This is a genomic window from Rhodococcus sp. C-2, from assembly GCF_027854095.1.
Classification (GTDB): domain Bacteria; phylum Actinomycetota; class Actinomycetes; order Mycobacteriales; family Mycobacteriaceae; genus Rhodococcus_F; species Rhodococcus_F qingshengii.
This window is the reverse complement of sequence record NZ_JAQGFI010000009.1, coordinates 262,192-274,546: the sequence shown is the minus strand read 5'-3', so window position 1 is coordinate 274,546 and position 12,355 is coordinate 262,192. Positions and strand designations below refer to the sequence as shown.

12 protein-coding genes and 1 pseudogene are annotated in these 12,355 nt (G+C 61.0%); 10 read left to right on the top strand and 3 right to left on the bottom strand.

The window, feature by feature from the left end; genetic code table 11:
• Positions 1-57: 57 nt before the first annotated feature.
• The 10 genes and pseudogenes from PCS43_RS20750 to PCS43_RS20700 all read left to right on the top strand — a co-directional run bounded on the left by PCS43_RS20750 (position 58) and on the right by PCS43_RS20700 (position 10,810).
• Positions 58-1,050, top strand: coding sequence for a putative oxygenase MesX (locus PCS43_RS20750; protein WP_064075468.1), 993 nt, complete (start codon positions 58-60; stop codon positions 1,048-1,050).
• A gap of 20 nt (positions 1,051-1,070) precedes the next feature.
• A complete protein-coding gene (locus PCS43_RS20745; RefSeq protein WP_064075476.1) occupies positions 1,071-2,108 on the top strand; it encodes a methionine synthase in 1,038 nt (345 codons plus the stop codon).
• 1,100 nt (positions 2,109-3,208) lie between these two features.
• Positions 3,209-3,606: pseudogene (locus PCS43_RS20740) on the top strand (IS6 family transposase); the annotation flags it as partial.
• Positions 3,607-3,901: 295 nt separating this feature from the next.
• A complete protein-coding gene (locus PCS43_RS20735) occupies positions 3,902-4,540 on the top strand; it encodes a hypothetical protein (RefSeq protein WP_064075466.1) in 639 nt (212 codons plus the stop codon).
• Positions 4,541-4,843: 303 nt separating this feature from the next.
• Positions 4,844-5,077, top strand: a complete 234-nt coding sequence (locus PCS43_RS20730; protein ID WP_030537927.1) for a hypothetical protein — start codon at positions 4,844-4,846, stop codon at positions 5,075-5,077.
• A 645-nt stretch (positions 5,078-5,722) separates the two neighbouring features.
• Positions 5,723-6,157, top strand: coding sequence for an ATP-binding protein (locus PCS43_RS20725; RefSeq protein WP_156525092.1), 435 nt, complete (start codon positions 5,723-5,725; stop codon positions 6,155-6,157).
• Positions 6,158-6,386: 229 nt separating this feature from the next.
• On the top strand, positions 6,387-6,632 hold the full coding sequence (locus PCS43_RS20720; RefSeq protein WP_021343300.1) for a hypothetical protein: 246 nt from the start codon (positions 6,387-6,389) through the stop codon (positions 6,630-6,632).
• Between the two features lie 727 nt (positions 6,633-7,359).
• Complete coding sequence (locus tag PCS43_RS20715; protein WP_064075465.1) at positions 7,360-7,800, top strand: hypothetical protein; 441 nt, start codon at positions 7,360-7,362, stop codon at positions 7,798-7,800.
• 1,081 nt (positions 7,801-8,881) lie between these two features.
• Positions 8,882-9,394, top strand: a complete 513-nt coding sequence (locus PCS43_RS20705) for a hypothetical protein (protein WP_054801466.1) — start codon at positions 8,882-8,884, stop codon at positions 9,392-9,394.
• A 1,020-nt stretch (positions 9,395-10,414) separates the two neighbouring features.
• Positions 10,415-10,810 carry a helix-turn-helix domain-containing protein gene (locus tag PCS43_RS20700; protein WP_064075464.1) on the top strand — a complete coding sequence of 132 codons (396 nt, stop codon included), beginning with the start codon at positions 10,415-10,417 and terminating at the stop codon, positions 10,808-10,810.
• Between the two features lie 197 nt (positions 10,811-11,007).
• On the opposite strand, the gene PCS43_RS20695 is transcribed toward PCS43_RS20700, so the two are convergent.
• The 3 genes from PCS43_RS20695 to PCS43_RS20685 all read right to left on the bottom strand — a co-directional run bounded on the left by PCS43_RS20695 (position 11,008) and on the right by PCS43_RS20685 (position 12,228).
• Positions 11,008-11,364 carry a type II toxin-antitoxin system PemK/MazF family toxin gene (locus PCS43_RS20695; RefSeq protein ID WP_007728191.1) on the bottom strand — a complete coding sequence of 119 codons (357 nt, stop codon included), beginning with the start codon at positions 11,362-11,364 and terminating at the stop codon, positions 11,008-11,010.
• Positions 11,361-11,573: a ribbon-helix-helix domain-containing protein gene (locus PCS43_RS20690; protein ID WP_054801468.1), complete on the bottom strand. Its 213-nt coding sequence runs from the start codon at positions 11,571-11,573 to the stop codon at positions 11,361-11,363. The genes PCS43_RS20695 and PCS43_RS20690 overlap by 4 nt, the downstream gene beginning before the upstream one ends.
• 406 nt (positions 11,574-11,979) lie before the next feature.
• Complete coding sequence (locus PCS43_RS20685) at positions 11,980-12,228, bottom strand: hypothetical protein (RefSeq protein ID WP_064075463.1); 249 nt, start codon at positions 12,226-12,228, stop codon at positions 11,980-11,982.
• Positions 12,229-12,355: the final 127 nt, after the last annotated feature.

Sequence of the window (12,355 nt, the reverse complement as noted above, 5' to 3'; positions counted from 1 at the left end):
TGGCAGAGACTTTCCGCAAGGCCGAGCCCGGCCGATCAAGACCCGAATTGGACGTTCATGTCGAACGAATTCACGTTCAGCATCACCACCGCCCGCTTCGACGAGGACTACTCGCCGTCGGAGCATTCTCGGACCACCACGAACTTCGCCAACCTGGCCCGAGGCGAACACCGTCAGCAGAACCTCCGCCGAACCCTGGCGATGATCAATGACCGGTTCAATGGTCTCGCACGCCGGGACAACCCGGGCCTGGACCGCTACGCCGTCGAGCTCGAGATCGTCTCCGCGGAGCTGCAGTTCAGCTCGGACGGCGCGGATCACCGGCTCCCCCTGATCGAGGTACTGGATATTCAGATCGTCGATCGCCTCACCGGCGCACGATTCCCGGGGATCGTCGGGAACAACTTCTCCTCCTACGTCCGCGACTTCGACTTCAGTGTTCGACTGCCGGCAGTCAACGAGGGCGCCTCTGAGTTCACTGTGCCCGGCGACTTCGGTGACCTGCACGGCAAACTGTTCCAACATTTCCTCGACTCCGAGGCCTACAGGGAACGCTTCGCGGTCGATCCCGTGATCTGCATCAGCGTGTCCACAAGCCGGACCTACCACCGGACCCGGAATCACCATCCGACCCTCGGTGTCGAGTACCAGCAGGACGACTACTCGTTGACCGACGAGTACTTCGGGAAGATGGGGCTGCAGGTCAGGTACTTCCTGCCGCCCGACGGTGTCGCCCCGCTCGCGTTCTACTTCCGCGGCGATCTGCTCAACGACTACACCGACCTTCAGCTCATCGGCACGATCAGTGTAATGGAGACCTTCCAGAGGATCTATCGGCCGGAAATCTACAACGCGAACTCGCCCGCCGCTGAGATCTACCGACCGACCCTGGATCAGCAGGACTACTCGCCTACCCCGATCGTCTACGACCGCATCGAACGCGATCAGCTGGCAACCAAGCAGGGCAAGTACACGGAAGACCACTTTGTGAAGCCCCACCGCGAGTTACTCGAACAGTGGGCCGCCCGCTTCCCCGTTCTCGTCGGATGACCACCGGAGGAAAGTCGACCATGAACCAGATCTTGCCCACGTCCATCGTCGGCAGCCTGCCCAAGCCCTCGTGGCTCGCCCGGCCTGAAACCCTCTGGGCGCCATGGAAGTTGCAGGGCGATGAGTTGGTCGAAGGCAAGCAAGATGCACTGCGTATCGCCGCCAAGGAACAGAGCGATCGCGGCATCGACATCGTCAGCGACGGAGAGCAGACCCGTCAGCACTTCGTGACGACATTCATCGAGCATCTCGACGGGGTCAACTTCGAGCAGCGCGAGACGGTTCGGATCCGCAATCGTTACGACGCGAATGTGCCTACCGTGGTCGGCGCAGTGAGCCGCTCCAAGCCGGTCTTCGTCGACGACGCGAGATTCCTCCGGCAGCAGACCGATCAGCCGATCAAGTGGGCACTCCCCGGCCCCATGACGATGATCGACACGCTTTACGACGGCCACTACCAGAGCCGCGAGAAGCTGGCGTGGGAGTTCGCGACGATCCTCAACCAGGAGGCACGAGACCTGGAGGCTGCGGGGGTCGACATCATCCAGTTCGACGAGCCAGCGTTCAACGTCTACTTCGACGAGATGAAGGACTGGGGCGTGGCGACGCTGGAAAGAGCAACAGAGGGATTACGCACCGAGACTGCAGTACACATCTGTTACGGCTACGGGATCAAGGCGAACACCGACTGGAAGGCCACCCTCGGCTCGGAGTGGCGACAGTACGAGGAGTCGTTCCCCCTCCTGCAGCAGTCCAGCATCGGCATCATCTCGCTGGAATGCCACAACTCCCACGTCCCGATCGACCTCGTCGAACTCGTCCGGGGCAAGAAGGTCATGCTCGGTGCCATCGACGTGGCGAACGAGAAGATCGAGACTCCGGAGGAAGTCGCCGCCACCATTCGGAACACTCTCAGGTTCGTCGACGCGGACAAGCTTCTGCCGAGCACGAATTGCGGCATGGCGCCCTTCTCCCGAGGCATTGCACTGGCGAAGTTGAGCGCGCTCAGCGCGGGTACGCGCATCGTTCTTGAGGAGCTATCGACCGCGAAGTCCTAACCTGTTGGGCCTCATCTCACCGGTTAAGAGCGGGCTGCTCAATGTTTGATGCGTGATACGGGGTATGTGTTGCGCGTCGACGAGATTCCCGATGACTTGGGGGCTGTGATCAAGCCCGTACTGGCGGGCCGAAGGGGGCGAGTTCTGGGCCGGTCCACCGCAGAGTGGTCAGAAACCAGTGACCGGGGGTGACGAGGTGTGGTTATGCCAGCCGCCGAAAGGGCCAGCAGCCTTGTTCGGTTGGGGAGCTGTGGTGACACGGTGGGCAAGTACCGATCGCAGCTATCGTCTCCTGGGGTAAAGGTAGTGATGACGACAGAATCGGCGGATTACAGGCCTCCGATCGATATGCCGCTGCACGTCAGCATCAGGTGGTCGTAGGTTCATCTCGAACGGGAAAGCTACGCGTCCGGTTGCGGGCTCAGTATCGGCCCGTCTGATTATGCAACGGCCGGTCGGGTACGCCTCGGGCGTACCGAACGCCACTGTTTGGGCTTTCACGCAAGTCAAACGCATCATGAAAATTAACGAGCACCACCGTGTGAGTCTCGGAATTATGTGGCACGTTCTTCCTGAATTATTTGGCACGATGGTAGCCGTCAGGCACTCTCACCTTGGATCCTCGGTCGAGTAGGAGGTGGGCGGTATCTCGGACCTCTCTGTGTTGAGATCCGCCAACCCGGCATTCTCCGAGCTACCGAACAACTCCTCGACGCGGCGACTGTTCAGAAAACCACTGATCAACTGCCACAGTTCATCCGCGAACGCCGGGCATCTGGTCCGACCAAGCGAAGCAAGAGCACGAACGCATCATCATCGTCATCATCGAGCGCGGCCACGATCCCGCGCTCGGCGATCACCCTCGAATCATCGGGGTACACCCCGCTCAGGAACTCCAGCCCATGCAGATAACCGTCGGGTTACCTGTTCGGGCGCATCCCCTCATTCTTCCACCACGATCACTCCTGCAAGATCGGCGGCGTCAAGTATTCCAGCGCTGCTGAGCAGGCCCGTCTGATCACATCTGTGCCCGGTGGGAGTGGGCCCGAGGCATTGTCACGTTGACGAGCTATCGAGGGCCAGCTGGCACGATTTCGATCGTGACCACCACCGCCGCGCCGTCGTACAAGCGTCACCACCGCTACCCCGGCGAGATCATCGACCATTGTGTGTGGCTGTATTTTCGGTTCACGATTTTCGGTTCACGCTGAGCTTTTGCGACGTGGAGGAACTCATGCTCGAACGTGGTGTCGTGGTCTCCTACGAGACGATCCGGCGATGGTGTGACAAGTTCGGGCAGGCCTACGCGAATCGGCTGCGTCGCCGCCGTGCTCGCCCCGGCGACAAGTGGTTCCTCGACGAAGTTTTCGTCCGGATCAACGGAGTTCAGCACTACCTGTGGCGTGCCGTCGACCAAGACGGCACAGTCCTGGACGTGCTAGTTCAGTCCCGTCGAAATACCAAGGCGGCCAAACAGTTCTTCCGAAACCTGCTCAAGGGCTGCTGTCGGCCGGTGAGTACCGGCAGGTGTTGGCTGATCAGTTCGCCGTATGACGCGAGGCTACCGGTAGCGCCGTCGCCGCCTGAAAAGGCGCCTGCGACAGGGCCGTTGCATCACCACGCATCCGAACACACTCTGTCACCGAACATTCACGTTAATGTGACAATCCCCCAGGACGGACCCTACTGTTCGACTGATCTCTCGGCGTCTTCGAGCGTCCCCTGTGTTCGCTCGATGACGGTCGATCTAAGCTCACCTCGACAACACAACTTTCACCTTCACGGGAGCAGTGATGAGACCGCGATCCATCTGGCTCGCCGCACGATCGGCCGAACTTCGGGCCGCTCTGCTCGACCTCGGGCTCACCGTCACCGACGACCAAGCACAGACAATTCTCGCCGACAAAATCTCCGAACACATGACACTGACGGGTGTCAGTCGCCGTACCGCGCAGAATGCCTTCACGGATGAGCGTCTCCTTGCATTCGCCCAATCACTGGCGGTCTCGCTCTCCGACGAAGCCCCCGGCGCCGACCTCATCGCTTTCGAACGCAGTATTTCCATGCCGCTTGCCGCCGTCGGACTCACCACCGCAGCACTGGCCGAAGCGTTGAAAGTTGCCCATATCAACCTCGACGACATCGAAGCCGTCACCGGGCTGTCACTGCTCTCGACCCTCGGCATGATTACCGCCGACGCTCGCACCTCCCTCGTTCCCACCCCACGTCCACTGCTCCTGCGCATCGCCCGGTACCTCGATGCGGCCGCGGCATCCATCCTGCGCGGCGCGAACCTCCCCGACGGACTCGACGAAGCCAACCGCTCCTACTTCGCCGACATCCTCGCCCGGGACGCCGACGGAATCCGCACCCTCGCCAACAGCGACGGCGACGACACCCCGCCACTGTGGCGCACTCTCGACTCACGCTGAGCACCGAGAAGTAGACGGAGCTGCTGCTACGCCCCTCACCGAATCTGCCACTCCGTCGAACGCCGTCGATGCCGCTCCTCCGAAGAGCCCAGCGTCCTTAGCCAACCCTGCGCCGAGGTCGCCGCCGACCGCAGGGCAAGAGCACTCCTCACCCCCGGGGTAACAGCCGATCAGCATTGACGCAGTAACATTCCTGCTCGTGGTGCGCTGCTTTCCGCCTCGGTTCCAGCGCACTACCCACCCCACGACAGGCAGTCACTTCATCTCTTGTGCCTGCATGATTGACATGTGCAGGAGCTACCCGTGACCTTCCCCGCCAAGCGTCTGACCGCCGCACTCGAACAACTACCCATCAGTGATGACGCCGCCATGTGCCAGCTTCTACGCACCACCTTGCTCGATCACGCCCAACATGGTCGCGACATCACGGAACCCACCCTGCTCGGACTGCTCGCCGTCACCAGCGCCCTGGAACAACGGCTCACCCGACTCGAAGCAACGATCCAACCCGCACCACGCAGGAACCCGCACCCCTGAACAAGCCGATCCCGACGGCGCGGCATTAGCCTCCACCGACGGCACCCGCCAGAGCGGTGAAGCGATGAGCGAAGCACTGACCTAGCTGAAAGACAACCGTAATCCGGTTCGCAGTTCGTCGGCTCCGCGGCTGATGCGGATGTCCGGCAAAATTCATCGAGAGTGCGGCGCCCCACACACAGGCATCATGCCGGCTCCGGCCAGCGCGATCGTCTCGGTCATGATGTCGCGCCGAACCTTCAGTCGTTCTCTGAAACTGATCACCGCCTCGGCCACCGAGGGCCTCTCACGCGCTGGAGCTGCACCGGTGTCCGGGCGATGCACTGCACGGTGTGATTGTGCCGGTGCATCCTCTTGCAATCAGTCAGCTCGGCTCGTCCATCGTCCAACCTGAAATTCTCATGGAATCCGAAGTGACCGCAGTTCTGAGCTGACGGAAAAACGTGCGGACACGAAATCGCTGTCACCTCGACGCGCAGAGGGTCGCCTCGGCAGTCGGCGACGTGTGCCCTTCTTGCTGAGCTGTGCCCATGTTTGGGGCCTACACATTCCGGTTAACTGGACGGGGGATCAAATTCCTCGTTCGAGGGTGCGATCGCGGACATCGCAGGGGTTCGCACCTTTTCTTCGTGTAACAGGAGCCCCATGCCCATGTGCTTCGAGCAGGCGACCGTCTCACCGACCGCCTCGTCCCTGTCGCTGTCCGTTCCGGCCTCTCCCGACCACCTGTGGATGCTCCGGTCGATGGTGCGCACAGTCGTGTCTCGTCATCCTCTTTCGCGGGATGCACTCGATGATCTCGTCCTCGCCGTGGACGAAGCCGCTGCCATTCTCGTCAATCACGCCCGCAGCGCGAGCGCTGTGGTGTGCGTCGTCGACAGTGGTCCCGGCTCACTGCGGGTGTACCTGACCGCCACCACCCACGCTCCGGTCGACGCCCTTAGTTCTTCGTTCGGATGGTTCGTGCTCGCCGCCCTCGTCGACAACGCGACACTCGACCAAAAACCCGCAAGACCATCCGCGGCGAACGAACTGTCCGTCACCATCAGCGTGGAAAAAGCCTTCCCATCAGGCGGGTGAGTCCCGCCGATCACCCGGATCGAGACGCACCGGACCCGACACGTTCCCGGGGCCGTTCCGGCATGCGATCCATTACATTTTTTCATTCACTGTAACGATCGTCGATGTGGTGTCGATAGCTCTAGTATTGCTGTGGGGGGTAGTGGAGTCGACGAGTTGCTCGAGTACATGCGTGTGAGGTCACCTCGGCTTCGTAGTCGCATCCGCTCCGAAGCCGAGGTGAAAACTCATGCCTGCAAGTCGTCGTCGCCGTGCTGCCGCTCTCGCGGCGTACCTGGCGCAATTCGCCGGCATCGCCAGGGCCGAGGAGAGACCGAATGATTCTTTGTATGCAGGGCTTTCAACCGACGAACTTCTCCAACGCCATCAGGACTACCTGCAAGCGTTGATCTGGGCGCAGGCGACTGCCTTCTCCGACGACGACGACGAGGCCCTCGCTGCGATGAGCCGGCGATACACCTTTCACTCCGCCTAGGGTCGACCTCGCCGTTCCGTCGAATTACCCGGGACGTATTCGAAAGATTCGCGCGCCGTCCCTTCCCTGATGATCCGCATGACGTTCGATACGCTCCGGTTGAGCAGCCCCACTGCGCGAAACGGGGACGCTGCAGCCACCTGAAGCGTGCGGCAGTTGCCAGGGAGGCCCGGCGGAACGACGGCGACGTCGATACGGAGGCAGGGCCCCTTCTACGCGAGAGGAGTGCAGAATCTCGAAGATCAACGCACCGAATCCGGCCACAGGATACTTCTCTACGCGGTGCCGATACTGCGGAGATCTCGTCTACGAAGGTGACTGGATCACGCCCCGGGAGCGTCACGAGGTCCAACAGCATCACCGCGAGCTGTGCTTGGCGCCGCTGCCCGATGCCAACGAAGATGCAAGCCGCAGGGGCACCCTGTCTACCGTCGTGCTGACGCTCGTGCGAGCACCGCAACCGTCGCCTCATGCTGCAACCGGGTGAGGACCGAAAAGGGGTCTCACCGAGAAGACCCTGCCAAGAAAATCAGTTCAGAGAACAGCACAGCTGGTTTCGAGCACCGGGACTGCGAGAACCGGAATGGACCTCTCAAGGATCGGTCATTGCTCCGGAGAACCCGTGGTCCGTCGACCTCCTCGAGTCCACCATCGACGCCCACTCACACGAGGGCATCCACGTGCAGAAAGAGAGCTCGGGTATCCGTGCGCGGGTTTCTCTGATGAGATGACCAGCATGAAGAAGTTGCTGGTCGTTGCCGCGATAGCCGTTGGAATCACCGCGTGCGCAGACAAGGACGAGACTCCACCGGAGTTGCAAGAATCTGCTGTGCCCACTGTCGGCGCATCTTCTTCCACCCCCGCTCCTACAGACGAATTCGGGGAGATGATGAACGAGGGCGCGCAAGCGCAAATCCAGCAACGCCCCGAGGAAGCTGCCCAACTCGCTGCCGATTTCGCCTCCATCACCGGGGAGCAGGTCACTGTCGTGGCGGCGCAGCAGATGTCGAACATCGTGTGTCTGGACATGGAGAACGCCCAAGGGCCGGGAGCACTGGGGGCCGTCTCCGCCGCGATGGCGACCGAGACCGGGGTCAGTGCGGAGATGATGACTCGTGTCGCTGAAAGAGCAGTGGCATACCGGTGCCCGGAGTTGGCGACCAAGTAGAGCCGCCCCTGATCCGGCACTGTTTGAGAGCGGCACCGATCGGGAACCAGTTCTCACGGTCGCAGGACGGTCGCCTCGGCCGGCTTCGGGCGTGTTCGAACCGCACGGTTCGCCGCAGAAGTCCACCGGCCCGCCGAGGGAGCCGACACTCTCCTCGGCGGGCCACTGACCACCACATCTATTCTCTACGGTGATCCACGACTCGTCGATACAGACGGTTCAGGCAATGCCGCCAGAAAACGGTGGTGCCCGCCAGCTCACAAGTGAGCGCTACGCCGGCGGGCTCTGCACGCCGTGAGAGACCAACCTTACGACGCACAGTCTGTAGCACTGACGCTGCTTCTCTTACGGAGCGACTCCAGCATCGGTGCCAAGGTTCGATGCGCGCCGATCATCAGCCAGCGAGCTCCCCACCCGGAAGCAGAACAGGTGACCGCCGCGCACAGATCGAATCACTCAACGGACATCCCTGGCGCTGCCGGCGCGCCTGACATGACCCTGAAATCAGGAAATCCTTGTGCAGTAGTGGGTTTCGCAGTTATGTTTCCTGCGGGCGCCCGTCGACCGGCTGGTCACTCGACGGGAGGCGGGACGCCCGTCTCCCGCGACTGCAAACGCGTCCTGTTCCTCTCGGCGTTCGTCGTGCTGCACGATTCTGCCAGTCGCACCTACTACGACCGAAAACGAGTCGAAGGAAAGAAGCACACCGCCGCCCATCTGCCTCGCCGGAAGTCGCTGCGATGTTCTCTACGCCATGCTCAAGAACCATGAACCCTATCGATCACTCGCCGTGACTGCCGCTTGACGAAGACAACATGGCCCCCGGCAACTCATCGTCCGACGCTCCGAACCGTCGAACGCCCGTCGGTTTCCCAGCTGCACTGCACCAACTCCAGTGCCACGAGCGCCGTCAGGTTGGTCACTTGATCGTGCAAAGCGGCGCGAGTCCAACGGCGCTGGGAACGCCCATCGCCCGCGCGCATCCCCCGCCCGGAAGCGTGTGCCTGATGTTTCGAAGCTGCGCGTTTCCAGGTAAGTCAATCGGCAGGATCATGGCGCTCTCGTCGTCATCGGCGCAATCGTGGCAGCCGTGATCGTTCTGCGCCCGTCACCGGGCAACTCGAACGTGGACAATCCAGCAGCCGCTGGCAGCACATCCTCAACGACCACGACTGCCGGACCGGTCACCGACGCCGGCACCGTCAAAGCGGCCCTCCCCACAGCTTTGAGCAGTGCCTCCGAAAACTGTCGCCAATCCACCTTCACCACCGACGGTGCCCTCGTGATCAGCTGCGATATCAAAAAATCCAATCAACTCGCCGAAAGCTTCTCCGAATACGGCAATCGCTTCACAGCCAGCCTCGACCTGAAACAAGCAAAAAAGACACTTCTCGGATACGGCGAATACGACTACGGGAACTACACCCTGGTCGAAAACGACTCCCGCACAGCAGGAGTCAACATCAGTGACGGCGCCACCGGACAAGTATCGGGAAGTTACGTCAACATGGAAACAGGCCTCACAATCGACGTCTACAGCATGACCGACAGCGCTGCTGTCACTAGCTTCTTCAAAAAGACAGGGCTCCTCTGATTGTCCAGTCCACCAAAAGCCGAGCCACGCAGGACGAATGTTTGACCACCACGACCCCGCGATTCCCATCCCGAAAGACTCTTCCCACCCGCGCCTCACCTAGCACGATCACGCTCGCCCGGCCTGCCGGCTGGCACTCCACCACGTCGTGAACAGACCAAGCCATCACCACGGACGAAGAAACAACCGGCGCTCGAAGTAAAGAGACCGAAGACATGAGATGCCCGCCAGCTTTCGTCTCGACTGTGCCCGCCGCACATCACGAAGCGCTTTGGCAGATGATCCATTGGCGGTCATACCAAGTTCCTCACTCTCCGACGAAGGCCGGGTCTGTACCGTCGCCACGCACCCGACATATTCGGAACGTGTGACAATCGGGACGAGGTAGAAGCCCGCCGCCCCCGGCGAGTGGACAGCCGGAGGGCAGGCCCTGCGCGGACGAACTGACCACTCAGAATCACCGCAGCAACAAGATGCTAACCAAATTCGAACCCGAAATGCCAGTTTTCCTGCAGTGCTCAATGTTTGGGATCTTCGTCCACTATTCCGACGACAGACGTGATAGGTCAGGAGTGCACACTGAATGAGGGGTGCATCCGCGAATCCGTCGATGACTCAGAGGTCCGAGAGAAGCGATTACAGGACAGGCGGGCAGTATGGCGGTGGTGCACCCGATACCGGACACGCGGTGTACGTGCCGAACCAAGGACGATGAAACCCGAATCCGAAATGACCGTCGCTCAAGGTGCCAACCACACCAACGAAAACCCTGGTGATTCAGCCGATACCGAGTCAGAGGCCAGCGCCGTACCCGTGGACGCGATGACCGCTGAGTGTCCATCGCGGCATCGGCGTAGGAGCAGCATCCTGAGTCGGTGTCGGAACGACTCGACTAGCCACCGAGCTTTTCGCACCATCACGACAGAAGTACTGTCGTCAAAACTCACGCCCCCCCGGGAGAATTCAGTAAGCAGCGCCACACCGATATCGAGTCCACGAATCCATGAAAAAATTCAGGCCATGCGGACAGGATTCGGAGTGTGGATTCGTGATCAGATCGATGCTCGGGGCTACGAGAGCACCGAGGAGGCTGCCCGGGCGCTAGGGGTGTATCCGTCGTTGCTGCGTCATTGGGCAACGATCGTGCGATCGCCGTCCCCGCAAGTTCTTCGGCAGGTCGCAGTGTTGTTCGATGCGCCCATACAAGACGTGCTGATCGCCGCCGGCTACATGACCATGCCCGAAGAAGAGAACCGCCCTCTCTCCCCGACCAGGATGTCGCTGCAACAAATGTCGAACAAGCAAATCCTCGACGAGATATGCCGCCGCACAGTAGGAGACACCGGAGGACCCCCTATTCCAGTGCGAGTGAACGGAGTACTTCACACCCCAGACGGATGGACCAGCACACCTTAGGCGTTCCGCCCCTCGGTTCGTTCGCTGTATCGAGACCAATTGCTAGCAAGCCGAGTCGTCCTGCCGCTCGTCGGACGCACTCTCACTGCCGCGCTGGCAAGGGAAGCAAGCAGCGAGTGGGCAGAGCAGACCACGTAGGGTCTTCGGCAACCGCACCCCGACGATCGAGGCGATCACCCGGTCCCAACAGCACCAAGTTACTGCAGATCGAGGTGCAGCCGCAGCGCGTCCTCGAGTGCGGCGAAAGTCTCCATCCCGACCTTGCCGACAGGTTCAGGATCCAGACGCCGAACCGATACCGAACGCACTTGCTCCGCTTGTGCTTTCGACGCTCGCGCCAAACCTGACTCGTCGGACTCGACAATCACCTGAAACGGAAACACGTGCACAGTATTGGTAGTCAACGGAACCACGGTGATCACGCCCCTGCCGAGATTTTCTGCAGTAGCGTTGGCCCGGTCGTTGCTCACCACCACCGCCGGTCGTCGTTTCGCCGCTTCACTGCCCTGCGCGGGATCCAGATCCACCCAGTGAATATGCGCGCGGCGAATCATTCGGTGTCTGCCGTGACAGCGTCCCACACTTCATCTACGTCATCTTCAGCAAAAGCTGCGGCGTAGTCACGTTCGAGTCCGGACGTCGAGAGTAGGCGGAGTGCGGCTCGAATTCCTGCCGACCGGCCACGAAGTCCGTGACCACGCACATACTCGTCAAGTAGGTGCGCATCCTCGTCAGGGATACTTATGGTGAATTTCGTGGTCATACTTTAAGCGTACCAAAGTATGATCTGATGGCAACTGGTATCAGCAACACAGCTCAGCCAGTAAGACAAACCCGGTTCGAAGGAAGCAGCAGATTGGCTCAAAGGCGTCCGTACCGAACTCTTCCGTCGTATGTACGACGAACCGATTCATCCTGCAAACCTGTGACTCGAGAGTGATCCCGTTCTCCATGCCGACGCCGAGATATACCAGGCCAACATCGTCCGATTGCTCGCCCGCGGGGCGCACCGGGAACCTGCATACGATTTCCGCCGCACCGACCACAGGACACTTCGACCTGCGCTTCCGTGGTGTTTGCTAGGCGACCGCCAAACAGCCTCGGGCAGCAGGGTCTGACGCTGCTCTCGCCGAATGGACTCGCAAAGCGTTCCGGGCTTCCGATGCGCCCTATTCTGCCGGCGTCAGGTCGTCGTCGCTCGCGAAGACCAGGCACCCGTCATCGAGTGCGATCGCCCACCGCTGCACCGGAGCCCAGTCCCGCCCCACCGAACCGCGGTCGATGACCATGTCCTCGTAGTCCTCGATCACCACACCCGTGCATGCCACGGTGCCACCGGCATCGGAGTCTGACACCGTGATTCGCACACGGGAACCTACTGCAGTCACATCTTTGCTTTTGCCGTTTTTGTCGGTCATCTTCCTAATACTGACAGAGCAACTTCGCGGCAACCGCGTTCGGGGCTCAGCGACGCGGTATCCGGTATCGCGGTCGGAGCCGGTACCGCAGTGATGTTCCGCTTCGTGCTGCGGACAATCATCACCA

Coding starts and splice junctions, on each gene's coding strand:
- PCS43_RS20750 (WP_064075468.1), top strand. CDS start 58: ATGTCGAACGAATTCACGTTCAGCATCACCACCGCCCGCTTCGACGAG.
- PCS43_RS20745 (WP_064075476.1), top strand. CDS start 1,071: ATGAACCAGATCTTGCCCACGTCCATCGTCGGCAGCCTGCCCAAGCCC.
- PCS43_RS20735 (WP_064075466.1), top strand. CDS start 3,902: ATGAGACCGCGATCCATCTGGCTCGCCGCACGATCGGCCGAACTTCGG.
- PCS43_RS20725 (WP_156525092.1), top strand. CDS start 5,723: ATGCCCATGTGCTTCGAGCAGGCGACCGTCTCACCGACCGCCTCGTCC.
- PCS43_RS20720 (WP_021343300.1), top strand. CDS start 6,387: ATGCCTGCAAGTCGTCGTCGCCGTGCTGCCGCTCTCGCGGCGTACCTG.
- PCS43_RS20715 (WP_064075465.1), top strand. CDS start 7,360: ATGACCAGCATGAAGAAGTTGCTGGTCGTTGCCGCGATAGCCGTTGGA.
- PCS43_RS20700 (WP_064075464.1), top strand. CDS start 10,415: ATGCGGACAGGATTCGGAGTGTGGATTCGTGATCAGATCGATGCTCGG.
- PCS43_RS20695 (WP_007728191.1), bottom strand. CDS start 11,364: ATGATTCGCCGCGCGCATATTCACTGGGTGGATCTGGATCCCGCGCAG.
- PCS43_RS20690 (WP_054801468.1), bottom strand. CDS start 11,573: ATGACCACGAAATTCACCATAAGTATCCCTGACGAGGATGCGCACCTA.
- PCS43_RS20685 (WP_064075463.1), bottom strand. CDS start 12,228: ATGACCGACAAAAACGGCAAAAGCAAAGATGTGACTGCAGTAGGTTCC.